The organism is Saccharopolyspora sp. NPDC000995 (assembly GCF_053599315.1).
Genome location: NZ_JBSFLZ010000028.1, coordinates 1 through 21,950, shown reverse-complemented (window position 1 = coordinate 21,950; position 21,950 = coordinate 1). Strand labels below are relative to the sequence as shown.

25 protein-coding genes are annotated in these 21,950 nt (G+C 69.7%); 11 read left to right on the top strand and 14 right to left on the bottom strand.

What is annotated here, in order from left to right; all coding sequences use genetic code 11:
* Positions 1 to 48: 48 nt before the first annotated feature.
* The 5 genes from ACWDKQ_RS12550 to purD form a co-directional block, all read right to left on the bottom strand.
* Complete coding sequence (locus ACWDKQ_RS12550) at positions 49 to 213, bottom strand: hypothetical protein (RefSeq protein WP_010312751.1); 165 nt, start codon at positions 211 to 213, stop codon at positions 49 to 51.
* Between the two features lie 335 nt (positions 214 to 548).
* Entirely contained in the window at positions 549 to 1,727 is a 1,179-nt protein-coding gene (locus tag ACWDKQ_RS12545; RefSeq protein ID WP_450138865.1) for a pyridoxal phosphate-dependent aminotransferase, read from the bottom strand.
* A 447-nt stretch (positions 1,728 to 2,174) separates the two neighbouring features.
* Entirely contained in the window at positions 2,175 to 3,386 is a 1,212-nt protein-coding gene (locus tag ACWDKQ_RS12540) for a WXG100 family type VII secretion target (RefSeq protein WP_450138864.1), read from the bottom strand.
* Between the two features lie 12 nt (positions 3,387 to 3,398).
* The gene (locus ACWDKQ_RS12535) at positions 3,399 to 3,698 is read right to left on the bottom strand and encodes a hypothetical protein (protein WP_450138863.1); all 300 of its coding nucleotides are present in this window, start codon (positions 3,696 to 3,698) and stop codon (positions 3,399 to 3,401) included.
* 146 nt (positions 3,699 to 3,844) lie between these two features.
* Entirely contained in the window at positions 3,845 to 5,107 is a 1,263-nt protein-coding gene (gene purD / locus ACWDKQ_RS12530; RefSeq protein WP_450138862.1) for a phosphoribosylamine--glycine ligase, read from the bottom strand.
* Positions 5,108 to 5,329: 222 nt separating this feature from the next.
* Here purD and ACWDKQ_RS12525 point away from each other — a divergent pair, with 222 nt between their 5' ends.
* Together ACWDKQ_RS12525 and ACWDKQ_RS12520 are read left to right on the top strand one after the other, a co-directional pair.
* Entirely contained in the window at positions 5,330 to 6,445 is a 1,116-nt protein-coding gene (locus tag ACWDKQ_RS12525) for a glycerophosphodiester phosphodiesterase (RefSeq protein WP_450138861.1), read from the top strand.
* Between the two features lie 149 nt (positions 6,446 to 6,594).
* Entirely contained in the window at positions 6,595 to 8,205 is a 1,611-nt protein-coding gene (locus ACWDKQ_RS12520; RefSeq protein ID WP_450138860.1) for a Na+/H+ antiporter, read from the top strand.
* A gap of 20 nt (positions 8,206 to 8,225) precedes the next feature.
* Here the strand turns inward: ACWDKQ_RS12520 and ACWDKQ_RS12515 are convergent, their stop codons facing one another.
* The gene (locus ACWDKQ_RS12515; RefSeq protein WP_450138859.1) at positions 8,226 to 8,405 is read right to left on the bottom strand and encodes a hypothetical protein; all 180 of its coding nucleotides are present in this window, start codon (positions 8,403 to 8,405) and stop codon (positions 8,226 to 8,228) included.
* A gap of 105 nt (positions 8,406 to 8,510) precedes the next feature.
* Positions 8,511 to 9,797, bottom strand: coding sequence for an adenylosuccinate synthase (locus tag ACWDKQ_RS12510; protein ID WP_450138858.1), 1,287 nt, complete (start codon positions 9,795 to 9,797; stop codon positions 8,511 to 8,513).
* A gap of 103 nt (positions 9,798 to 9,900) precedes the next feature.
* Here ACWDKQ_RS12510 and ACWDKQ_RS12505 point away from each other — a divergent pair, with 103 nt between their 5' ends.
* The 3 genes from ACWDKQ_RS12505 to ACWDKQ_RS12495 all read left to right on the top strand — a co-directional run bounded on the left by ACWDKQ_RS12505 (position 9,901) and on the right by ACWDKQ_RS12495 (position 12,053).
* Positions 9,901 to 10,602, top strand: a complete 702-nt coding sequence (locus ACWDKQ_RS12505) for a hypothetical protein (protein ID WP_450138857.1) — start codon at positions 9,901 to 9,903, stop codon at positions 10,600 to 10,602.
* A 339-nt stretch (positions 10,603 to 10,941) separates the two neighbouring features.
* The gene (locus ACWDKQ_RS12500; protein ID WP_450138856.1) at positions 10,942 to 11,580 is read left to right on the top strand and encodes an HNH endonuclease family protein; all 639 of its coding nucleotides are present in this window, start codon (positions 10,942 to 10,944) and stop codon (positions 11,578 to 11,580) included.
* A gap of 200 nt (positions 11,581 to 11,780) precedes the next feature.
* The gene (locus tag ACWDKQ_RS12495) at positions 11,781 to 12,053 is read left to right on the top strand and encodes a hypothetical protein (RefSeq protein WP_450138855.1); all 273 of its coding nucleotides are present in this window, start codon (positions 11,781 to 11,783) and stop codon (positions 12,051 to 12,053) included.
* Positions 12,054 to 12,066: 13 nt separating this feature from the next.
* Here ACWDKQ_RS12495 and ACWDKQ_RS12490 read toward each other — a convergent pair whose 3' ends face one another.
* The 4 genes from ACWDKQ_RS12490 to ACWDKQ_RS12475 all read right to left on the bottom strand — a co-directional run bounded on the left by ACWDKQ_RS12490 (position 12,067) and on the right by ACWDKQ_RS12475 (position 15,332).
* A complete protein-coding gene (locus ACWDKQ_RS12490; protein WP_450138854.1) occupies positions 12,067 to 13,170 on the bottom strand; it encodes an FUSC family protein in 1,104 nt (367 codons plus the stop codon).
* Positions 13,171 to 13,268: 98 nt separating this feature from the next.
* Positions 13,269 to 13,679, bottom strand: coding sequence for a DUF3151 domain-containing protein (locus ACWDKQ_RS12485; RefSeq protein WP_450138853.1), 411 nt, complete (start codon positions 13,677 to 13,679; stop codon positions 13,269 to 13,271).
* Positions 13,680 to 13,774: 95 nt separating this feature from the next.
* The gene (fbaA, locus tag ACWDKQ_RS12480) at positions 13,775 to 14,809 is read right to left on the bottom strand and encodes a class II fructose-bisphosphate aldolase (RefSeq protein ID WP_450138852.1); all 1,035 of its coding nucleotides are present in this window, start codon (positions 14,807 to 14,809) and stop codon (positions 13,775 to 13,777) included.
* Positions 14,810 to 15,053: 244 nt separating this feature from the next.
* Entirely contained in the window at positions 15,054 to 15,332 is a 279-nt protein-coding gene (locus tag ACWDKQ_RS12475; RefSeq protein WP_450138851.1) for a YciI family protein, read from the bottom strand.
* A 90-nt stretch (positions 15,333 to 15,422) separates the two neighbouring features.
* Between ACWDKQ_RS12475 and ACWDKQ_RS12470 the strand changes: the two genes are divergently transcribed.
* The 6 genes from ACWDKQ_RS12470 (at position 15,423) to ACWDKQ_RS12445 (ending at position 19,758) form a co-directional block, all read left to right on the top strand.
* A complete protein-coding gene (locus ACWDKQ_RS12470) occupies positions 15,423 to 15,995 on the top strand; it encodes a SigE family RNA polymerase sigma factor (RefSeq protein WP_450138850.1) in 573 nt (190 codons plus the stop codon).
* An 86-nt stretch (positions 15,996 to 16,081) separates the two neighbouring features.
* Complete coding sequence (locus ACWDKQ_RS12465) at positions 16,082 to 17,008, top strand: ROK family protein (protein WP_450138849.1); 927 nt, start codon at positions 16,082 to 16,084, stop codon at positions 17,006 to 17,008.
* A complete protein-coding gene (gene nagA / locus ACWDKQ_RS12460; RefSeq protein WP_450138848.1) occupies positions 17,005 to 18,153 on the top strand; it encodes an N-acetylglucosamine-6-phosphate deacetylase in 1,149 nt (382 codons plus the stop codon). Before ACWDKQ_RS12465 ends, nagA begins: the two co-directional genes overlap by 4 nt.
* A gap of 115 nt (positions 18,154 to 18,268) precedes the next feature.
* A complete protein-coding gene (locus ACWDKQ_RS12455) occupies positions 18,269 to 18,463 on the top strand; it encodes a hypothetical protein (protein WP_450138847.1) in 195 nt (64 codons plus the stop codon).
* A 108-nt stretch (positions 18,464 to 18,571) separates the two neighbouring features.
* Positions 18,572 to 19,261: a DedA family protein gene (locus ACWDKQ_RS12450; protein WP_450138846.1), complete on the top strand. Its 690-nt coding sequence runs from the start codon at positions 18,572 to 18,574 to the stop codon at positions 19,259 to 19,261.
* A 104-nt stretch (positions 19,262 to 19,365) separates the two neighbouring features.
* On the top strand, positions 19,366 to 19,758 hold the full coding sequence (locus tag ACWDKQ_RS12445) for a VOC family protein (RefSeq protein ID WP_450138845.1): 393 nt from the start codon (positions 19,366 to 19,368) through the stop codon (positions 19,756 to 19,758).
* On the opposite strand, the gene ACWDKQ_RS12440 is transcribed toward ACWDKQ_RS12445, so the two are convergent.
* The 3 genes from ACWDKQ_RS12440 to ACWDKQ_RS12430 are packed head-to-tail and all read right to left on the bottom strand — an operon-like array spanning position 19,759 to position 21,770.
* Complete coding sequence (locus tag ACWDKQ_RS12440; protein ID WP_450138844.1) at positions 19,759 to 20,403, bottom strand: TrmH family RNA methyltransferase; 645 nt, start codon at positions 20,401 to 20,403, stop codon at positions 19,759 to 19,761.
* Complete coding sequence (gene pyrE / locus ACWDKQ_RS12435; RefSeq protein ID WP_450138843.1) at positions 20,400 to 20,948, bottom strand: orotate phosphoribosyltransferase; 549 nt, start codon at positions 20,946 to 20,948, stop codon at positions 20,400 to 20,402. Before pyrE ends, ACWDKQ_RS12440 begins: the two co-directional genes overlap by 4 nt.
* Before the next feature lie 48 nt (positions 20,949 to 20,996).
* Positions 20,997 to 21,770: an SDR family NAD(P)-dependent oxidoreductase gene (locus tag ACWDKQ_RS12430; protein WP_450138842.1), complete on the bottom strand. Its 774-nt coding sequence runs from the start codon at positions 21,768 to 21,770 to the stop codon at positions 20,997 to 20,999.
* Positions 21,771 to 21,950 lie beyond the last annotated feature (180 nt).

Genomic DNA, 21,950 nt, shown 5'->3' with positions numbered 1-21,950 from the left:
AGCGGTCGGGCGACGGGTAGGTGCCCCTCACCGCGTTCCAATCGAGGGTCAGGGTTTGATCTGCTTGCGGTCCCGGGCCCAGCCGATCGCGGCGGTGGCGACGAAGAGCACGCCGCCGATCACTGCGAGCCAGAACAGCCCCTTAATGACGAAGCCCGCCACCGAGATCACCAGCCACAACAGCAGCAGGCCGCCGATCACCTTCCACAACATCGCAAGCACCTCAGCTCGACCGCGCCGGATCCCGTCCTGCCTCCAGCGTGCCAGACAACCGGCCCGCAGCGGCCTCCCGAAAGCCCATACCAGGGAAAACTCAGGGAACCCCGAGGACCACTCCCCAACGGTCAGGACCCGTGAGCATTTATGCGCCCCACAGCGTCTAGCACAAGCGAACGGCCCGTTCGTCCCGGCGGGTTCTAGCGATCCCGCAACACCCTGGATTTCAGGGAGTTGCGGGGATCGTGGTTTCTGGAGACGACACAAACGGTCCGTTCGCCTAACCAACGTCTTCGGGAACCGCCTTTGACAGCACCCGAAGCATTTATGGGTCAGGAGGCGCTTGGGAGCCAGCGGGCCAGGCGGTCCAGGGCTTCGGCGATGTCTTCGGTGCTCCCGGCGAACGACATCCTCAAGAAGCGGTTGCCCAGCACCGGATCGAAGTCGACACCCGGCACCACCGCGACACCCGTTTCGTCCAGCAGCCGCCGGCAGAACCCCGTCGCGTCGGCGGTGAGGTGCCCGATGTCCGCCCAGGCGTAGAAAGCCCCGTCGGCCGGGGCGACCCGGGTGATGCCGAGGTCCGCGAGGCCGTTGAGCAGCAGCTCCCGGTTCGTCCGGTAGCGCTCGACGTGCGCGCCGACCTCGGCGTAGGCGTCCTCGGAGAACGCCGCGACCGCCCCGTGCTGCGACAACGCGGGCGGGCAGAGCGTGAAGTTCCCGGTCAGCGAGTCCACCGCGCGGCGTAGCCGCGGCGGCACCAGCATCCAGCCCAGCCGCCAGCCCGTCATGGACCAGAACTTGGAGAACGAGTTCACCACTACCGCTTCGCGGGAGAACTCCCACGCCGAATGCAGCGGATCCCCGTAGCTCAGGCCGTGGTAGATCTCGTCGCTGATCAGCTGCACGCCGTTGGTCTCGCACCACCGCGCGAGCCCGGCGAGCTCGTCGCGGGAGAGCACCGTGCCGGTCGGGTTCGCGGGGCTGGCCACGATCAGCCCGCGCACCGGCTCGTCGAGCGCGTCAAGCATTGCCACGGTCGGCTGGAAGCGGGTCGTCTCGTCGCACGGCAACTCCACGACCTCGCAGCCCAGTGCCGCCAGGATGTTCCGGTAGGCCGGGTACCCGGGGCGGGCCAGCGCGACTCGGTCCCCGGCGTCGAAAGCGCTGAGGAACGCGAGCAGGAAGGCACCTGAGGCGCCGGTGGTCACCACGACGTTGTCGGCCTGGACTGCCAGCCCGTAAGAACGGTCGTAGTGCCCAGCGATCGATTCGCGCAGTTCAGGAAGGCCGAGCTGCTCGGTGTAGCCGAGCGCGTGGTGGTTCAACGCCCGCGCGGCGGCTTCGCGGACCGCCCCCGGCGCGGGCGTGGCGGGTTGGCCGGCGGCCAGCGAGACCACGTCGCCCTTCGACCGCTGCCGCTCTGCGGCCGCGGACAGGACCTCCATCACCTGGAACGGCTCGACGGCCGCCCGCTCGGCGACTCGCAATGCAGTGGCGCTGTCGAACATGCCCCCAGCCTGCCAGGTGCCTGGTCAACCCCGGACATCCGGCCTCCCCTCGCTGGCACCTCTCAGGCACGGACTTTGAACGCGGGCTTTGTCCTTGAAGCGGCGAAGCCGCTCAGCCCAGCCTCGCAACCGGCACCCCTGCGGGTTCTCAACAGTGTCCTGCGGGACACCCTCGTAGCCCGGGCTATCTCGCGAGGACAGCCCCGACGCGACGCATTGGACATACCGCGCGTCGGGAGCGACCGGGATCGCGGCAGCCGATGGTGGCGCCCGTCCTCGACCAGACGACGCATGATCTCCGGTCTTGCAATTGTGCTGGCGCTGCGCCCCGCGGACTAGCCGCTGCGCCCCCGAGGGCTCGATGCGCGTCGGGATCCCGGAGTGGAGAAGGCTCTGCGGTTGCGCCGCCGGCACCGCCATGCAAAACGGCCTGGCAGCAGGTGCCCGTCAGTAGCCTTGGTAGCCACCGCCCTGGGACATGGACTTCAGGCCCGGGTGCCCTTCGAAGCCGCCATAGCGGTCGAAGGTGTAGCGGACCCCGGCGATGATGTTGTCCACCGGATTCCAGATGTCGTCGTGCCCGGGGAGCTTGTGCGCCTGGAACGTCGGGTCGATGCACTGCATCAGGCCCTTCGACGGCGTTCCCTTCGCGGCGTTGGAGTCCCAGTCGTTGATCGCGTGCGGGTTGCCGCCCGACTCCTTCTGGATGATCGTCTGGATCTCGTCAATGTTGTCCTCGGTGACCGGGATGCCGTTGGCCTGCAGGATCTTGATGGCCTCCCGGATCCACTGCTCTACGTTGCCGGGCAGCGGACCGCTGCTGGGCGGGCCACCGCTGGGTCCGAGGCCACCGCCGCCTCCGACGTGGGAGCCACCGGAGCCACCGGATTCACCGCCCCCGCCACCACCGGAACCGCCGGAACCGCCGGAACCGCCGGAACCGCCAGAGCCACCGGACGAGCTCGACTCGCCGCCGGGCGTGACGGACTGCTGGTTGGTCTGCGAGGGCGCGATCCTGTCCCAATCGACCTGCCGCTGCGGGGCCGGCGTGAACGGTTGCTCGCCGGCCTTCGGCAGCGAGGACAACGCTCCGGTGAGCCCTGCCGCGGCGCCGCGCAACTCGCCCAGCGCGGCACCGAGCTTCGAGTTCGCCTCGTCGATCTTGCCCTTGGCCTCCTGGGCATGTTCCCGCATGGCCTTCCTGATGGCCTCGTCGCGCCGTCCTGCCGCCTCCTCCTTGGCTGCCTGGTCGGCCGTTCCGGCGATCTCCTTCTGGTAGGCGCCCTCGGCGCACCGCGCATCGGCCAGCGCCCGCTCGCCGATCGCGTTGGCCTGGTCCTTGGCGGACTGCACCGCCTCCGCCGCTCGGTCCAGCACGTCGGCCGAGCTCTGCAACGCCTCGCGGGCCTTGTCGAACCCGCCGGTCATCTTGCCCATGTAGGCGACGAAGGCGTCCGCGGAGGTACCCTCCCACGCCCCGTCGAGACCGCGCACGGACTGGTCTAGATCCCGCCCATGGTCGCCGGTCCTACCGGCCGCCTCGCGCCAGCGGTTGCCGATCGCGCGAATGTCCTCCGGCCTGCTGTCCTCGATCTTGCGCAGCTGCTCGGCGAGCTCGCCCCCACCGGGCTTGCTTGCTACCTCTCCCGAAATCCCCATCTGGTCCCCAGCTCAGCGGAACGATTCGACGTTCGCCTGGTCGATGTCCTCGACGGTGGTCCGCACCGCGTCGAGCGCGCTACTCGCGCTGCGCAGCAACTGCTCCCCGGCGTCCAGCTCCCGTTTGCCCGTGGCGTCGAGTTCGGCGATCGCGGACGCGAACGATCCCGCCGCCTCCAGCTCGCCGAAGACCGCGCCGTCGACGTGCTGGCCTTCGAAGCCGTCTCCGACAGCCCCGACCGGCCCGGCCTTGCCGTCCAACACCGCCCGGCAGTCCTCCAGGGCTTGCATGTTGTAGCCCGCCTGTGTCACGGCTCCTCCTCGCGCTCAACCCCGCGCGTTCGACGGCGGGCACCGCGGCCCGGTTCCGCGGGCCAGAGCAAGGACATCAGAAAAGCCCGCCCGGTGTCTGGGAATTCCCCATCGCCGGGCGGTTTTTCAGCGAAGTCTGGAGCCGGTCAGGCGGTCGGAACGGATATTTCGCCCTGCACCGCGCGGAGCGCGATGTCGGTGCGGTAGTGCGAGCCGGGCAGGTGCACGCCCTCGACCCGGCGGTACGCCTCCTCGCGGGCCGTCGCCAGGTCTTCGCCGGTGGCCACCACCGACAGCACGCGGCCGCCGGCGGAAAGCACCGCGCCGTCCTCCCGGCGGCGGGTGCCGGAGTGCAGGACGCCCTGGACGTCGCCTCCCTGGATCACGTCGTCGACACGCGGCCGCCCGGGGTAGCCCTCCGCGGCCATCACGACGGTCACCGCGGCACCGGGCTCCCACTCAAGCGGCGGCTGCTCGGCCAGTTCACCGCGCGCGACGGCGTTGAACAGCGACGCCAGCGGAGTGTGCAGCAGCGCCAGCACGGCCTGGGTCTCGGGGTCGCCGAAGCGGCAGTTGAACTCGATCACCTGCGGGCCGCTGGAGGTCAGCGCGAGACCGGCGTACAGCAAGCCGGAGAACGGCGTGCCGCGTCCCGCCAGCTCGTCGACCGTCGGCTGCACGATGGTGCGCACCACAGTCTCGACCAGGTCATCCGGCGCCCACGGCAGCGGCGCGTAGGCACCCATGCCGCCGGTGTTCGGGCCCGCGTCGCCGTCGCCGACCCGCTTGAAGTCCTGCGCGGGCAGCAGTGGGACCACCGTGGTGCCGTCGACCAGGCAGAACAGCGATGCCTCGGGGCCGTCCAGGAACGACTCCAGCAGCACCGGGTGCCCGCCGTCGAGCAGCTTGAGCGCGTGCGCCCGAGCCGCGTCGAAGTCGCCGCTGACCAGCACGCCCTTGCCAGCCGCCAGTCCGTCGTCCTTGACCACCCAGGTGGGGCCGAAGCGCGTCAACGCGGCATCCAGTTTCGCCGGGTTGTCCACCACTTCGCTGTGCGCCGTCGGCACACCAGCCGCGAGCATGACGTCCTTGGCGAATGCCTTGGAGCCTTCGATGCGCGCGGCGTCCTTCGACGGGCCAAAGCATGGGATGCCAGCCGCCCGGACCGCGTCGGAGGCGCCCGCGACCAGCGGGGTCTCTGGGCCGAACACGACGAGGTCGGCCTGCCATTTCGTGGCCAGCCCGGCCACCTCGTCCGGCTTCGCGACATCGACGCCGTAGGTCTCGGCGAGGGCAGCGGTGCCCGCGTTGCCCGGCGCGCAGGCCAGCGCGGTCACGGACGGGTCGCGGGACAGCGCCAGGACGATCGCGTGTTCCCGGCCACCGCCACCAATCACGAGGATTCGCACAAATCGTGAGCGTAGAGCGTGCGGCACGCCACGTCGGCAATGCCCCCGTCATTTCTCGCGCGGATGCCTCCCGTGGGCTGGATCATCCGGCCGATCCCGGTAGTTCACCTGGCCGTTGTCGCCGGGTCGCCGCCCCTTGCGCGAACGGTCGATTGCGGCGGTCAGTGTTTTGCCCGAATGTGCAGCGTTGATCGACATGCTGCGCGAGACACAGGAGGGCAAATGACGATCCGGGTATGCCTGACGGCTCTGTCCGTCGCGGGCGCAGCGGCGTTGGGGCTGATCACCGCGCCCGCCATCGCCGCACCGAACCGGCCGCAGGACACCGTCGGGGTGGCGGTCTTCGGGCACCGGGGTGCCTCCGGATACCGGCCGGAGCACACGCTGGCCTCCTACGAGCTGGCGGCCCGGATGGGTGCCGACTACATCGAGCCGGACCTGGTGCCCACCAAGGACGGCGTGCTGGTCGCGCGGCACGAGAACGAGATCGGCGGCACCACCGACGTCGCCGCGCACCCCGAGTTCGCCGGCCGCAAGACCACCAAGGTCATCGACGGCGCCTCGATCACCGGCTGGTTCACCGAGGACTTCACCCTCGCCGAGCTTAAGACGCTGCGCGCCAAGGAGCGCATCCCGGCAATCCGGCCGAACAACACGATCTACGACGGCCGCTACGAGGTGCCGACGTTCCAGGAGGTCCTGGACCTGCGCGAGCGGCTGTCCCGGGAGCTGCACCGCGAGGTCGGCGTCGCCCCGGAGACCAAGCACCCGAGCTACTTCGCCAAGCTCGGCCTGCCGCTGGAGCCCGGCGTCGTCGAGTCGCTGACCCGCAGCGGCCTGAACCGGCCGAACGCCAAGGTCGCCGTGCAGTCCTTCGAGGTGGGCAACCTCAAGGAACTCGACCGGGTGCTGCAGGTGCAGCTTGTGCAGCTGATCAGCAACTCCGGCGCGCCGCAGGACTTCATCGAGTCCGGTGACGCGCGCACCTACGCCGACCTGGTCAAGCCGGGGGGCCTGCGGGAGATCGCCAGGTACGCGGACGTGATCGGCCCGGACACGAAGGTAATCCTGCCGGTGGACGCCGACGGCTTCCTCACCAAGCCGACCGCCGTTGTCGCCGACGCGCACGCGGCCGGGCTCGAGGTGGTGCCGTACACGGTCCGCGCGGAGAACAACTTCCTGCCGGCCGACTTCCGGTCCTCGGCCGACCCGGCCGCCTTCGGCGACGTCTTCGGGTTCTTCGGGGCGCTGTTCGACCAGGGCATCGACGGGATCTTCAGCGACCAGCCGGACATCGCCGTCACCGCCCGCGACGAGTTCGAAGCGACGCATCGCTGAGCCAGCTCCGAGCGGTTCCCGGATGTTTCGTGCACAGTTTCAATTGAAACTGTGGTCGACATCTGGGTGCGAGCCACCGGCCGCGCCGGGCAATCGGGCAATCGGGCCATCGGGCCGCCTAATCTGTCCATGGTGGACGGAGGTGCTCGGTGGCCCAACTGCTGCTCGTCCTGATCGGTGCGCTGCTGGTCACCGCGGTCGCGCGGAGCCGCGAGATCGCATCCCCGCTGCTGCTGGTCCTGGTCGGCCTCGTCGCGTCGCTGATCCCTGGCACGGCGAAGCTGGAGATCGATCCCGAGCTGCTGCTGACTGTCGTGCTCCCGCCGCTGCTCTACGCCGCCGCGCTGGAGAGCTCCTACACCAACTTCCGGGCGCGGATCGCGCCGATCGTGCACCACGGCGTGCTGCAGGTCGTGGCCACGTCGTTCCTGATCGGCTGGCTGGCCTACACGATCATCCCAGAACTGCCGTTGAACTCGGCGATCGTGCTCGGCGCGGTCATCGCGCCGCCGGACGCGGTCACCGCCGCCGCGATCGGTCGCCAGCTGAAGCTGCCGCGCGGCGTGGTGACGGTCCTCGGCGGGGAAAGCCTGATCAACGACGCCGCGGCGCTGACCATCTACCGGATGGCGATCGCCGCGGTCGTCGGCACCACGCCGACCCTGGCCCAGGGGGCGCTGGTGTTCGTGCTGGCCGTGGTGGACGGCATCGTCGTCGGGCTGGTGTTCGGGATGCTCGCGCAGATCGCCCGGACCCGCGTGCCGGACGTGCAGGTGGCGACGGTGCTGGGCGTGCTCGTGCCGTTCATCGCTTACCTCACCGCCGAACAGCTGCACGGTTCCGGCGTGCTCGCGGTGGTGACCGCCGGGCTGTACGTCGGCCACAACCAGCCGCGTGCCCGGGCCGCCGGGCGGCTCCAGGAGCACACGGTTTGGGCGTCGATCAACCTCCTGCTGGAAAGCCTGGTGTTCGCCTACATCGGGCTGCAGCTGCACTCCGTCGTCGCAGCACTCGTCGCTTCCGGGCGCAACATCGGCACGGTGCTGGTGCACGCGCTGATAATCCTGGCCGCGACGATCGGCATCCGGATCGTGTGGATGTTCTGCTCCAACTACCTGCCAGGTCTGTCGCAGCTGCTGACCACCATGAGGCGTGGCGCCCGGTGGCGGCGCACCGCCGTGCTCTCGTGGGCCGGGATGCGCGGCGTGGTCACCCTCGCGGCCGCGGGCGCGATCCCGCACACCACCGGCACCGGTGAGCCGTTCCCGGCGCGGGAGCTGATCCAGTTCATGGCGTTCGTGATCGCGGTCGGCACGATCCTGGTGCAAGGGACGACGCTGCCGTGGCTGATCCGCAAGCTCGGCGTCACCGACCCGGACGAGGCCGCGCGCGACGACCAGGCTGAGTCGGAGGCCCGCGTGACCGCGACCAACGCCGCCCTGCACTACCTGGACGGGCTCACGCCCGACGACCTGCACACCAGCCCGGAGCACTTCGACCGGATCGTAGGCCGGATGCGGGCCCTGGTGGAGCACCAGGGGATGGCGGCGGCGGAGCAGGTCGGGCGCACGCCCGACGAGCGGGCGGACACCGCGAGCAAGGTGTTCTCCGACCTGCGCCGTGACCTGATCGAGGTGCAGCGGTCGGCGATGGCCGACGAGCGGGACGCGGGCAACCTCGACGACGAGGTGCTGCGCCGCGTACTGCGAGAGCTGGACCTACAAGAAGCCGCCCTGGACAGCTCCTGGCGAAACCGCTGACCGGCAGTTCCCCCGAAATTTCAATGGAAACCGATTTCCGCTATGAAATTGTGGAAGTTGTCCACAGCCGTCGGCGTGTCGGTGCGCGACACGCCGACGATCCGGTTTCCTTCGGCCTTTTCAGCGTGGCCGATCCGCAGCAGCGATGCTGAAAGCCCCGTGGCGCAGGGATGCCACAGGCGGGGCTGTCGCCTTGGCACCCCTCGCAACCTCGCCAGGAGAGCCCGGCGACGTATTGGTCATACGTGTGTCCGGGCTCCTGGAGCCGAGGAGGCTGAAAACGCTTGTCGAATTTGCGGTTCAACTCACGCCATGTTGTGACGGACGATGGTCTGGTCGCGGCCGGGGCCGACGCCGATCGCCGAGATCCGCGCCCCGGCGAGCTCCTCGATCCGCTCGATGTAGGCCTGGGCGTTGGCCGGCAGGTCCTCGAAGGTGCGCGCTCCGCTGAGGTCCTCCCACCAGCCCGGCATCTCCTCGTACACCGGCACCGCGTGGTGCACGCCGGTCTGCGTCATCGGCATCTCGTCGACCCGCTCGCCGTCCACGTCGTAGGCGACGCAGATCGGGATCGTCTCCAGTCCGGACAGCACGTCCAGCTTGGTGAGGAAGTAGTCGGTGATCCCGTTGACGCGGGTCGCGTAGCGCGCGATCACCGCGTCGAACCAGCCGGTGCGCCGCGACCGGCCGGTGGTCACGCCGAACTCGCCGCCCTGCTTGCGCAGGTTCTCGCCGGCCTCGTCGGTCAGCTCGGTCGGGAACGGACCGGCTCCGACGCGGGTGGTGTAGGCCTTCAGGATGCCGATCACCGCGTTGATCTTCGTCGGGCCGATGCCGGAACCGGCGCAGGCGCCGCCGGAGGTCGGGTTCGACGAGGTCACGAACGGGTAGGTCCCGTGGTCGACGTCCAGCAGGGTGCCCTGCGAGCCCTCCAGCAGCACGGTCTCGCCGCGCTCCAGCGCCTCGTTGATCAGCAGCTTGGTATCGGCGATGCGGCTGGCGAACTGCTCGCCCTGGGACAGCACGGTGTCCACGACCTCGTCGACGTCCAGCCCGCGGCGGTTATAGACCTTGACCAGGATCTGGTTCTTGATGTCCAGCGCGGCCTCCACCTTCTGCCGCAGGATCTTCTCGTCCAGCAGGTCCTGCACCCGCACGCCGACCCGGGCGATCTTGTCCTGGTAGCAGGGCCCGATGCCGCGACCGGTGGTGCCGATCTGCTTCTTGCCCAGGTACCGCTCGGTGACCCGGTCGATGGCCACGTGGTACGGCATGATCAGGTGCGCGTCGGCCGACACCAGCAGCCGCGAGGTGTCCACGCCGCGGCCTTCCAGCCCGGCCAGCTCCTCCAGCAGCACGCCGGGGTCGACGACGACACCGTTGCCGATCACGTTGGTCACGCCGGGGGTGAGGATCCCCGACGGGATGAGGTGCAGCGCGAAGTCCTGCCCGTCCGGCAGCACCACGGTGTGGCCCGCGTTGTTGCCGCCCTGGTAGCGGACGACCCACTGCGCCTGCTCACCGAGCAGGTCGGTCGCCTTACCCTTGCCTTCGTCGCCCCACTGGGCGCCGATCAGCACGATCGCCGGCATGTGAAACTCCAACCTGGATTGGGTGGTCGCCAGCGTGACCGCACGCTTCGCCCGCTCCCACCACGGGGTATGCCGGTCGATTAGGGTAAACCAGGAGCGAAACGTGAGTGCCACCGCATTGTCCTGCGGAAACGTCGAGTGCGCAGCGCGCCCGTCTGGTGACGGAGTGCAATGGTTCGACGTCCCGGCCACGCCGGGCCGCGACGACGTGGATCCGCTGGTCGCCGACACCGAGGAGCGGCTGGTGGTGCACGGCACCGACGCCGACCTCGCGGCGGTGGTGCTGCGCCTGCTCCGCAAGAACCGGCTGGCCGACCTTGTCGTGGGCTACGTCCCGGTCGGCGACTCGCCGGCCGCGCGGCTGTGGGGGCTCCGGGTCGGCGACTTCGACCGCGCGCTCACCGTGGCGCCGCGCCCGGCGGCGTTGATCAGGGACGATTCGGGCGGCGTGCTGCTCGGTGAGGGGACGATCGAGCCGATCACCGGCCAGGTGTACTGCGACGACGAGCAGGTGCTCAACGGCGCTGCGGTCAGCATCACCATCTCGCCGGACCCGGCCGCCACTGCGTTGCCGGAGCCTACCGCGGATCCGCTGAGCGCCATGCTCGAGCCGGCCGCCGACGGCCTGCTGGTCACCACTGTCCGCCGCGGCCTGCTGCGCCGTCGACGCGACGTCACGAGCGGTCGCGCGGTGCAGGCGTCGTTCCGGTCGGCGACGGTGCGCCGTGACGGCGTGGCCCATCCGCGACCGATGGAAAAGTGGGTCTGGTACCGGCACACCGAGGATCTCCAACTGGCCCGCTGAAATCAGAATTCCGCATTTCGACCAAATAGGATCCGATTTCACCCGAAATCGGAGCCCCGGACGCGCAACGCCCTGACCTGGGCGAATTCTGGTCGGATTGGTCCGAAATCACCCATTTCAAAAACGGGTCGAGCGTCGGCGGAACCAATTCGGCGGGGCGCAGCTCCGGCGACTTCCGGAACAGGTGTGCCGGATGGTGCGAAATTAACCAAGAGGTGGCACTATCAGTGGCGGTTTCACGCCAAGTCATCCATTGGCTACGCTCCGGCATTGTCTCGGCCGCCTGCGTGGGCAATGGTCAACACGGACACCGGCGAGACGCCCATGCGGAGGGAAGCCATGAGACGCCACCGATCGTTGCGCGCCACCCTGACCGCCCTGCCCCTGGCGGGTGCCCTTGGCCTCGCGCTGGCCGTTGCGGCCAGCGCCGAGCCGCCCGGCATTCCCAGCCCAGAGACGGCGAAAACCGAACTCGCTGAGCTGACCGTCGCGCCGGAGGGCTCGATGGACGGCTACAGCCGAGAGAAGTTCCCGCACTGGATCGAAGGCCCGGACGGCTGCAACACCCGCGAGGCGGTGCTCAAGCGCGACGGGAAGGACGTGGAGGTCGGCTCGGACTGCTACCCGACTTCCGGCAGCTGGTTCAGCCCCTACGACGGTGCGACCTGGACCAAACCGTCCGATTTGGACATCGACCACGTCGTGCCGCTGGCCGCCGCGTGGCGCTCCGGCGCCGCGAAGTGGACCCAGGACCAGCGCCAGGCGTTCGCCAACGACCTGGAAGGCCCGCAGCTGATCGCGGTCACCGACAACGTCAACCAGTCCAAGGGCGACCAGACCCCGGACGAGTGGATGCCACCGGAGGCCGGCTACCACTGCAAGTACGCGTCGATGTGGGTCGGCACCAAGCACAAGTACGAGCTGACCGTCACCGACGCGGAGAAGTCCGCGCTGCAGAAGGCCCTCAACGGCTGCTGATCAAGAGGTGAGGGGCACCCTTGAGTGGTTCACCCAACGGTTCACCCACCCAAGGGTGCCCCTCACCTATCGCCCGATCAGCGGGGAACCGCCCTGCCCGACCTGCCCAGCGCGGCACTGCGCGAAATCGCCGTCCGAACGCGGCAGGTCCTGACAGGACATACTGGGGGCATCCGAGGCGTCGTGAAGAGGACGGTTCGATGTCAGAGCATGCAGCGGTGCTGCGTTCCGAGGTGACCGCGCCGCCGGGCGGGGTGATGACCGACGAGGTCGGGGTGATCACCGGCGAACTGGAGCTGGCCACCGAATGCACCGATGGCGACGTGACGGTGTGGGTGCGCTACGCGGGCGCCGCCGAGTGGTACCGGCTCTCGGCCGCCGACTGCCACCTCCACGACCCGCGCGATCACGGCGCGCTGCACACCGCCCTGGTAGCTGTCCTGCACCGCCCCGATGCCGACCTACGTGGTTGAGCGCGAGGGACTCTCACCCGGACTTCTCCTCGGGGTGCAGGGGCGGTAGGGCGGAGATCGCTTCGATTCGGCTGAGGCCCGTGGCTTGCAGGAGGTCCACCGCGATCGAGCGGACCTGCATCACCACCACCTGCATCGAGAAGTCCCCCTCACCGAGAAGCTCCACTGTGGACTCCTTGGCGACCGACCGGGCGGCCTCGCGGGTCTGCAGCGGATCCATACCGCTGGCCAGCTCATCGCGCAGCAGCACCACGGCGCCCGCCAACTCCTCCAGGAGCCCCGGTAGCGGGCGGGGCACCGGCTCGCCGTCCCGCAGCGCGGTGAGCGCCCGTCGCGCCAGCACGCGGGTGTTGCGCAGCGCGCGGTCGATCGGCGTCGCCGCCGTCTCGTAGCGCTCCAGGTCGCCGCGCCGCCGCCACCGGATGGGCGCGAACCGCGCGATCTCCTGTCCGGCCTCCAGCGCGGTGCGGAGTTCTTCCACGTGCTTCTGGCTCTTGCGCGCCTTCGCGAGCACATCAGTGGCGAGATCGAGATCCTGGCGCGCCACCGCGTTCCCGACACCGCGCAGCGCGTCGGCGAGGGCACCGAGCACGAGGCGCCCATTGCGGTGCGCCACGGCGAGCGGGTTCGCCGGCAGCAGTGCGGCGACGACGAAGCCGACCAGGCCGCCGATCGCCGCGTCGATCATGCGGGTCAGCCCGCCCGCGCTCGCCGGTGGCAGCAGCGTCGCGACCAGCACCGACGACGACGCGGCCTGCAGCACGATCACCACTCCGCTGTCCAGCAGCACCGCAGTGCTCATGGCCAGCGCGACGACCAGCGCGATCTGCCAGGCGCCGGTGCCGATGAACGAGATCAGGATGTCGCCGACGCCGATCCCGATGCTGACGCCGACCACCAGTTCCATGGCCCGCCGCATCCGCTGGCCCAGCGAGACGCCGAGCGAGATGACGGCGGCGATCGGCGCGAAGAACGGGGCCGGGTGCCCGAACAAGTGGCGTGCCAGGAACCACGCGAGACCGGCCGCGATCGCGCATTGGGCGATCGGGACGCCGGTGCGCATGAGGCGGCGCAAGCGGCGGACGAGCTCCTCGCGCAATCGGTGCACGGTGGACATTGTCCGACAGATCCCGGCGCAATCCGAGCGTCACCGAAGTGATCCTCGCTTGATCTTCGGGTGCGCGACCGGACTGGTCGCGCACCCGAGGACTCCACTCAGGCCAGGCCGGTCGCTTCCAGGGACGCCGGGTCGCTGTCGGCGAGCAGCTGGCGGCAGCGGTCGAACTCGTCGGACTCGCCGATCGCCTTCGCGGCCTTCGCCAGCGCCGCGATCGAGCGGAGCACGCCCTGGTTCGGAGCGTGCCGCCACGGCACCGGCCCGAAGCCCTTCCAGCCCGCCTTGCGCAGGGCGTCCAGGCCGCGGTGGTAGCCCGTGCGGGCGTAGGCGTAGGCGGCGATGTTCTCGCCCGCGTCCAGCGCCGACTCCGCGAGCGCGGCCCAAGCGGCGCTGAAGGTGGGGTGGTGCGCGGCGACCTCGGACGGGTCGGTGCCCACGCCCAGTTCGCCCTGCGCAGCCTCGTCCTCCGGCAGCAGGGTTTCTGGCGGTTCCAACAGATTCCTCGTCATGCCCCAATCCTCCCAGGTGCGAAGACGGCCCGTCCGCCACACCAGGCGAACGGGCCGTCCTTTCAAGTTTCGATCGCGACGCGCCAAGCTCCGCGTCAGCCGGCGAGCATGCGGCCGGCGGACTTGAGGTTCTCGCAGGCGTGGGCCACGCGGGCGGCCATCGCCTGCTCCGCCACCTTCAGGTAGCTGCGCGGGTCGTAGGTCTTCTTGTTGCCGACCTCTCCGTCGATCTTCAGCACGCCGTCGTAGTTCTTGAACATGTGGTCCGCGACGGGCCGGGTGAAGGCGTACTGGGTGTCGGTGTCGATGTTCATCTTCACCACGCCGTAGGAAACCGCCTCGTGGATCTCCTCCAGCAGCGAGCCGGAGCCGCCGTGGAAGACCAGGTCGAACGGCTTCGAGCCGGCCGGCAGGCCCAGCTTCTCGGTCACCACTTCCTGACCCTGCTTGAGGATCTCCGGGCGCAGCTTGACGTTGCCCGGCTTGTAGACGCCGTGCACGTTGCCGAACGTGGCGGCCAGCAGATAGCGGCCCTTCTCGCCGGCGCCGAGGGCGTCCACGGTCTTCTCGTAGTCGCCCGGCGCGGTGTAGAGCTTCTCGTTGATGTCGTTGGCGACGCCGTCTTCTTCGCCGCCGACGACGCCGACCTCCAGCTCCAGGATGATCTTGGCCTGGGCGGCGGCGGCCAGCAGTTCCTGGGCGATCTCCAGGTTCTCGTCCAGGTCGATCGCGGAGCCGTCCCACATGTGCGACTGGAACAGCGGGTTCTCGCCGCGGTTGACCCGCTCCTGGCTGACCTGGATCAGCGGCCGGACGAAGCCGTCCAGCTTGTCCTTCGGGCAGTGGTCGGTGTGCAGTGCGATGTTCACCGGGTACTTCGCGGCCACCACGTGCGCGAACTCGGCCAGTGCGGTCGCGCCGGTGACCATGTCCTTGACCTTGGTGCCGGAGGCGAACTCGGCGCCGCCGGTCGAGAACTGGATGATGCCGTCACTCTCGGCCTCGGCGAACCCGCGCAGCGCCGCGTTGAGCGTCTCCGACGAGGTCACATTGATGGCCGGGTAGGCGAATTCGCCCGCCTTCGCCCGGTCCAGCATCTCCGCGTAGACCTCGGGGGTCGCGATGGGCATCGGTCGTCCTCCTCGGGTGGAGTCTTGTCATGGTGACGGGGATCGCGCAGCATCCTACGAGCTCGTGCCCGCTCCCAGCGGGCCCTTCTGGCCCGGTGCCACACTTTCGCGTCACAGTGCCCCAGCGGGGGCTGTTTTGGAAAGCCGGTGACAGGATTCAGAATAGGACGAATCCTGTGGACATCCTCACACGCTGCAGGTTCTGCGGCCAGGGAGGCCACCGATTTGATCTTGAATGCTGCTGCTACGCCCACGCCCCGGTGAGCAGGTTCCACTCGCGGACTGTGGTCTTGGCAATCACGCCGGCCTCCGTGTACGGGTCCGCGTCGAGGACCTTCTGGAGCTCGTCGGCGTCGGCCACCTCGTAGATCAGCTGCGCGCCGAGGTTGTCGGCGAACGGGCCGCCCGCCAGTAGCACGCCGCGGTCGGCGAGCTCCCGGCAGTACTCCCGGTGCGCGGGACGCACCTCCAGGCGGCGCTGCTCGTCCTCGCCGTACACCAGATCGACCACGAACTTGGCCATCCCGACACCTCCGTTGCAGATCACCGATCGATATCGACGCTACCCGGTCGTGGTACGCCCGCCAGTGGCCAGCCGGTAGGTTGTTCGATCATGGCCGGTGATTCGCACAGCGCCGAACGGAGCGTCGAACGGACCCTCGGGCACCTGCGCGCGTTGGACAGCCCGTCCGCGCAGATCCCGGCGCAGCCGCTGACCCTGGAAGACCTGTACCGCCAGCAGCGCATGCGGATGGTGCGCCTGGCGATCCTGCTGGTAGACGACCCGGCGACGGCCGAGGACGTGGTGCAGGAGGCGTTCACCGGGCTGTACCGCAACTGGTCCGGGCTGCGCGACGCCAAGGCCGCGATCGGCTACCTGCGGACCGCGGTCGTCAACGGCAGCCGCTCGGTGCTGCGGCGCCGCAAGACGGCCCGCGAGTACCAGCCCCCGCACCAGACCGATGCCCGGTCGGCGGAGTCGCTGGCGATGTTGACCGCCGAGCACCAGGCGGTCGTGGTCGCGCTGGGGCAGCTGCCACGCCGGCAGCGCGAAGTGCTGGTGCTGCGCTACTACGGGGACCTCTCGGAGGCGGAGATCGCCGAGGCCACAGGGGTGTCGCGGGGGACCGTGAAGTCGACCGCGAGCCGCGGGCTGGATGCCTTGCAGAAGCTGATGGGCAACTGATCGAGAGGGAAGTCCGCGAAATCCCGGCGAACAACACACCGATTTGGTGTAGACCACTGGGTGGCTGGTAGCGGAGGATCGTCGGCGTGACCTCACACGCCATCGCCGTAGACGTCGGCGGTACCGAGATGAAGGCAGCCCTAGTGGCCGTCGACCGCGATACCGCGCGGCCGTTGCGCCACACGCGGCGCCCGACCCCGCGCGGCGCGGACGGTGCCGCGACCGCCGATCTTGTCGTCGAGGCCGTCGCCGAGGTCGTGTCCGACCTGCGTTCCAGCGCGGACGTGGTGGACGCCGTCGGGGTGGTGGTGCCCGGCGTAGTCGACGAGGTGCGCGGCGTCGGGGTGTTCTCCGCCAACCTCGGTTGGCGGGACGTGCCGCTGCGCGACCGGCTCGGCGCCCGCATCGGACTGCCGCTGGGCTTCTTCGGCCACGACGTCCGCGCCGGCGGGCTCGCCGAGGCGCGCTTCGGCGCCGCCCGCGGGATGCGCGACGTGGTCGTGCTGCCGATCGGCACCGGGATCTCCGCCGCGATGGTGCTGGACGGCCGGCTATACGCCGGGGGCGGCTTCGCCGGCGAGATCGGGCACATCGACATCGGGCACGGCGAACCATGCGGGTGCGGGAGCAGCGGATGCGTCGAGGCCGTGGCATCGTCTGCGGCGGTGGCCAGGCGCTACCGGGCGCGGACCGGCCGGGACGTCTCGGGGGAAGACGTCGCCGCCGCGGTGCGGGCGGGCGATCCGGACGCGCAGGCGGTGTGGCAGGACGCGATTGATGCGCTGGCCAAGGGCCTGCTGGTGCTCGTGACAGTCGCGGCGCCCGAGTGCATCGTGCTAGGTGGCGGATTCGCGCAGGCCGAGGAGCTGCTCCTCGAGCCGCTGCGCGCTCGGCTGGACGGCATGCTGGCGGCGTACCACCGCCGCCCCCACCTCAAACTGGCCGAGCTCGGCGACACCGCGGGCTGCCTCGGCGCAGCTCTGCTGGCGACGGAAGGGTTGAAAACAACGTGAACGGTCCCGAACTGATCCTCGCTGGTGGGCAGGTCGTCACCGCCGACGGAGTGCTGGACGGAGGCTGGGTCCGCGTCTCTGGAGGGAAGATCGCCGCGGTCGGCACCGGCCCGGCGCCGGTCGGCCCCGCCGTCGACCTGGCCGGGCGGTGGCTGGTGCCCGGCTTCGTGGACATCCACTGCCACGGCGGTGGCGGCGGCTCGTTCACGGGTATCGAGGTTGACCAGTCGTACGCCGCGATCAACACCCACCGCGCGCACGGCACGACGACGATGCTGGCCAGCCTCGTGTCGGCGCCGCTACCCGACCTGACCAAGCAGATCAGCGCGCTCAGCGAACTGGTCACCGACGGCTCGCTGGCGGGCATCCACCTGGAGGGGCCGTTCCTGTCCGCGGCGCGCTGCGGCGCACACGACCCGGCGATCCTTCGGCCGCCGGAGAAGGCGGCCGTCCAGCAGCTGCTGGACGCCGGGCGGGGCGCGGTGCGGATGATCACCTTGGCGCCGGAGCTGCCGGATTCGCGCAACGCCATCCGGCAGCTCGTGGACGACGGCGTGATCGCCGCGGTAGGGCACACCGACGCGGTGCTGGACCAGGTGGTGCCCGCGGTGGAGGCGGGCGCGACGGTGGCAACGCACCTCTTCAACGCCATGCGGCCACTGCACCACCGGGAGCCGGGCCCGATCGGGGTCCTACTCGAGGACGAGCGGGTGACCGTCGAGCTCATCTGCGACCTGGTGCACCTGCACCCGGCGGTCGTGAAGCTCGCCGCCTCGCACGCGGGCACCGGGCGGACGGTGCTGGTCACGGACGCGATCAGCGCCACGAAGGCGGGCGACGGGACCTACGAGCTGGGCAGTCTGCCGGTCACCGTGATCGACGGCGAACCGCGCCTGGCGGACGGCTCGCTGGCCGGCAGCACGCTGACGATGGACGTGGCGTTCCGGAACTTGGTCGAGTCCTGCGGGCTGACGGTGCCTGCGGCGGTCGCGGCCTCGTCGACGAAACCGGCGCGCCTGCTCGGTCTCGGCGACCGCATCGGCGAGATCCAGCCGGGCCTTGCGGCGGACCTGGTCGTCCTGGACGCCGACCTGGAACTGGACGCGGTCATGAAGGACGGCACTTGGGTGACCGAACCGAGCTGAGAGAAAACCGGCGCGCTCGTGATCCCGCTCGACCGCAGTTTCAGATTGAAACTGCGTGGTCACTAACGTCCGGAACGCTGTGGGAGGTCGGTCGCCCCCTCGCTACGCTCGGGCTGTGACCCGACCTGACCCCGCCCACCTCTTGTCGGCGGCGCTTCGCGCCCAGGCCGGGGGTAGCCCGGGCCCGGCTGCGCCGCCAGCTCCGCCCCGCAAGCGCCTCCCGGTGGTCGGCGTGCTGCTGTTCGCGCTGGTCCTCGGTCTCCTGGCCGGCGGCATCATGGGGGCGCTGACACTGCTCCATCCCATGTGATGAAGGCCATGTTCACGCGATCGAATGATCGGCGGTGTTGCCCGGCGCAGTCCGCGGGTGGCTCGCCCGGGGGCTGGGCATGGGGCGGTCACGGTACCGTTGGCAAGCGTGACGACCGAACTGCCCGCGATTGTCGACGCCGCCGCGAACACTCCCGCGCTCGCTCTGCTGCCGGACTGGCTGGATCCGGAGCACATCATCCAGTCGATGGGGCCGTTCGCCCTGATCGGCGTGTGCCTGATCATCTTCGCCGAATGCGGCCTGCTCATCGGCTTCTTCCTGCCCGGTGACTCGCTGCTGTTCGTGACCGGCCTGTTCGTCGCGACCGGCGCGATCGACACGCCGATCTGGCTGGTCTGCCTGCTGTTGGCCGTGTGCGCGTTCGTAGGCAACGTGACCGGCTATTGGATCGGCCGCAAGGTCGGGCCGTCGATGTTCAACAAGCCGGACTCGAAGCTGTTCAAGCGGGAGCACGTGGAGAAGACCCACGAGTTCTTCGATAAGTACGGGGCGCGCGCGATCATCCTGGCCCGGTTCGTGCCGATCGTGCGCACGTTCATCACCGCGGTCGCGGGCGTCGCGCAGATGGACCAGAAGAAGTTCTTCAGCTTCTCCGCGATCGGCGGCATCGCGTGGACCGTGAGCATGACGGTGCTCGGCTTCTTCCTGGGCAACATCCCGTGGATCAAGAGCAACCTAGAAGCGATGGCGATCCTGATCGTGCTGGTCTCGATCATCCCGATCATCATCGAGTACCTGAAAAGCCGTCGCGAGAAGGCTCGCAACACCGCAGGCTGACCGGTCGTCACGTTCGCGCGGATCCGATTCGTCGGGCCCGCGCGAACTGCTTTCCGGGTCAGTTCTGGGAAGATCGCCACCCAACACGGCAGAAAGCGACCCAGATGGAGCTCTCCCAGGTCCGCCTCCTCGTCGCGGACTTCCCAAGCTGCTACCGCTTCTACCGGGACGTGCTGCGGCTGAAACCGCAGTTCGAGGCCCCGGACGGGCCGTACGCGAAGTTCAGCCCGGACGGCGGCACGGCGGCCATCGCCTTGCAGGACCGGGCGCAGATGACCGAGGTCCTCGGTGAACTCGGCGAGCCGCCGACGGCATACCGGTCGCTGGTCGTGCTGCGCCTGGACGACCTAGACGGCTACTGCGCGGAGATCACCGCGCGCGGCGCCGAACTGCTCAACGGCCCGGCGCCGATGACGGACCGGATGCGAGCCGCGCACCTGAAGGACCCCGCCGGGAACCTGATCGAGCTGCAGGAGTGGCTGGCCACCCGCGGTTGATCACCAGGCTCCGGCGAGGTCCGCGTGCTGCTCGATCCAGGTGTGCATCACGACGCCCGCGGCGACCCCGGCGTTGATCGAGCGGGTCGAACCGAACTGCGCGATGGACACCACGAGGTCCGCGTCCTGCCGCGAGTCCTCCCGCAGCCCCGGGCCTTCCTGGCCGAACAGCAGCACGCAGCGGCGCGGCAGCGCAGTCCGCTCGATCGGCACCGCGCCGACGGTGTTGTCCACCGCCACCAGCGCGAGGTCGTGCTCGGTCGCGTAGCCGCGCAGCGACTCCACGTCGGGGTGGTGGTGGATGTGCTGGTACCGGTCGGTGACCATCGCGCCGCGCCGGTTCCAGCGCCGCCGCCCCACGATGTGCACGGCCTTCGCGGCGAAGGCGTTCGCGGTGCGCACCACCGTGCCGATGTTGTGGTCGTGCTGGAAGTTCTCGATGGCCACGTGGAAGTCGTGCCGCCGCAGGTCCAGGTCGGCGACGATCGCCTCGCGCCGCCAGTACCGGTAGCGGTCCACGACGTTGCGCCGGTCGCCGTGCTCCAGCAGTTCCGGGTCGTAGCGCTCGTCGGTCGGCCACGGCCCCGTCCAGGGACCGACGCCGACCGTGGTGCCCCACTCGGTGGGACCGACTTCTTCGCTCACGCCAACCCGAGGTCGGCCAGGCCGAGCAGCGAGCGGTAGGGCAGCCCGGCGGCTTCGATCGCCTCACGCGCGCCGGTGTCGCGGTCGACCACGGTGGCTACCCCGACGATCTCGGTGTCCGCCGCGCGCAGCGCCTCGACGGCGGTGAGGACGCTGCCGCCGGTGGTGGAGGTGTCCTCAACCGCGAGCACCCGGCGACCGGTGACGTCCGGGCCTTCGATCAGCCGCTGCATGCCGTGCGCCTTGGTGCTCTTACGGACCACGAACGAGTCCAGCGCGGGGCCCTCGGCGTGCATCATCGCGGTGGCGACGGGGTCGGCGCCGAGGGTGAGGCCGCCGACGGCGACGTAGTCCCAGTCGTCGGTGAGCTGGCGCAGCAGGCTGCCGATCAGCGGCGCCGCCTGATGGTGCAGCGTCGCGCGGCGGAGGTCGATGTAGTAGTCGGCTTCCTTACCGGAGGAAAGGGTGACCCGACCGTGCACGACGGCGATTTCCCGGATTAGGTGAGCGAGCTCGGTGCGCTGCTGTTCATCCACTTTGACCACGAGTTTTCAGCATACCGGCCGGGTTGCCGGGGGCCGTGGGCGGCGGCTTTAGGTGCGGCCGGGGACGGTGCGCGTGACGATCATGCGCTGGAGCTTCTGCGGCACCAACCGGCCGAGCGTGACCAGCGCCTTGTACTGCACGCCGGGCACCGACACGATCTTGCCGCGGCGCAAATCGGCCAGGGCTTCGTGCACCACCCGGTCGGCCTGCAGCCACAACGCCCTGGGCAGCCGCCCCATCTCCAGCCCGGCCCGCTGGTGGAACTCGGTCTGGGTGAAGCCCGGGCACAGCGCCATGATCCGCACCCCGGTTCCGGCCAGCGAAACCGACAGGCCCTCGGAGAAGGCGGTCACGTAGGCCTTGGTCGCCCCGTAGGTGGCGCCGGCGACCGGGAAGAATCCGGCGACGCTGGACACGTTGATCACATCGCCGCGGCCGCGCTCCCGCATCCCGCGCACCGCCGCGTGCGTCAGCGCGAGCACGGCGGCCACGTTGACGTTCAGCTGCCGTTGCAGTTCGGCACCGGTGGTTTCCCAGAACGAGCCGGCCGTGCCGAATCCGGCGTTGTTGACCAGCAGATCGACCGGGCGCTCGGCGTCGGCGAGGCGCTCCTCGATCCTGGCGCGCTGCCCCGCGTCGGCGAGGTCGGCCGGGAGCACCTCGACCCGGACCCCGTGCCGGGCCTCCAGGCGATCGGCGAGTTCGGCGAGCCGTTCGGCGTCGCGGGCCACCAGGACCATGTCGTGGCCTTCGGCGGCGAGTCGGCGGGAGAAGGCGCGCCCGATGCCCGCGGTGGCGCCGGTGACGAGTGCGGTAGCCATTGGTAGTCAGGGGCGCGGTGTCCCGAAGGACCCGGTTCCCCATCCCCCTTTCAATCCGTACGTGCGGTTTTCCCGCATACGGCTTACCGATGATCTTCTTGACATGGTTACGCCGCCTTCGGATAACGGATAGTGCCACGAAGCTGATGCAAGCCATGTCCGTTGAACCACTCCTGGTCC

What these genes read in the sequence shown, in the direction of transcription:
- ACWDKQ_RS12490 (WP_450138854.1), bottom strand. Translation starts at nt 13,170, where the DNA reads ATGTCCACCGTGCACCGATTGCGCGAGGAGCTCGTCCGCCGCTTGCGC.
- ACWDKQ_RS12510 (WP_450138858.1), bottom strand. Translation starts at nt 9,797, where the DNA reads ATGCCGGCGATCGTGCTGATCGGCGCCCAGTGGGGCGACGAAGGCAAG.
- ACWDKQ_RS12485 (WP_450138853.1), bottom strand. Translation starts at nt 13,679, where the DNA reads ATGACGAGGAATCTGTTGGAACCGCCAGAAACCCTGCTGCCGGAGGAC.
- ACWDKQ_RS12545 (WP_450138865.1), bottom strand. Translation starts at nt 1,727, where the DNA reads ATGTTCGACAGCGCCACTGCATTGCGAGTCGCCGAGCGGGCGGCCGTC.
- ACWDKQ_RS12445 (WP_450138845.1), top strand. Translation starts at nt 19,366, where the DNA reads ATGGAGCTCTCCCAGGTCCGCCTCCTCGTCGCGGACTTCCCAAGCTGC.
- ACWDKQ_RS12475 (WP_450138851.1), bottom strand. Translation starts at nt 15,332, where the DNA reads ATGGCCAAGTTCGTGGTCGATCTGGTGTACGGCGAGGACGAGCAGCGC.
- ACWDKQ_RS12495 (WP_450138855.1), top strand. Translation starts at nt 11,781, where the DNA reads ATGTCAGAGCATGCAGCGGTGCTGCGTTCCGAGGTGACCGCGCCGCCG.
- ACWDKQ_RS12540 (WP_450138864.1), bottom strand. Translation starts at nt 3,386, where the DNA reads ATGGGGATTTCGGGAGAGGTAGCAAGCAAGCCCGGTGGGGGCGAGCTC.
- fbaA (WP_450138852.1), bottom strand. Translation starts at nt 14,809, where the DNA reads ATGCCCATCGCGACCCCCGAGGTCTACGCGGAGATGCTGGACCGGGCG.
- ACWDKQ_RS12470 (WP_450138850.1), top strand. Translation starts at nt 15,423, where the DNA reads ATGGCCGGTGATTCGCACAGCGCCGAACGGAGCGTCGAACGGACCCTC.
- ACWDKQ_RS12525 (WP_450138861.1), top strand. Translation starts at nt 5,330, where the DNA reads ATGACGATCCGGGTATGCCTGACGGCTCTGTCCGTCGCGGGCGCAGCG.
- ACWDKQ_RS12500 (WP_450138856.1), top strand. Translation starts at nt 10,942, where the DNA reads ATGAGACGCCACCGATCGTTGCGCGCCACCCTGACCGCCCTGCCCCTG.
- ACWDKQ_RS12550 (WP_010312751.1), bottom strand. Translation starts at nt 213, where the DNA reads ATGTTGTGGAAGGTGATCGGCGGCCTGCTGCTGTTGTGGCTGGTGATC.
- ACWDKQ_RS12430 (WP_450138842.1), bottom strand. Translation starts at nt 21,770, where the DNA reads ATGGCTACCGCACTCGTCACCGGCGCCACCGCGGGCATCGGGCGCGCC.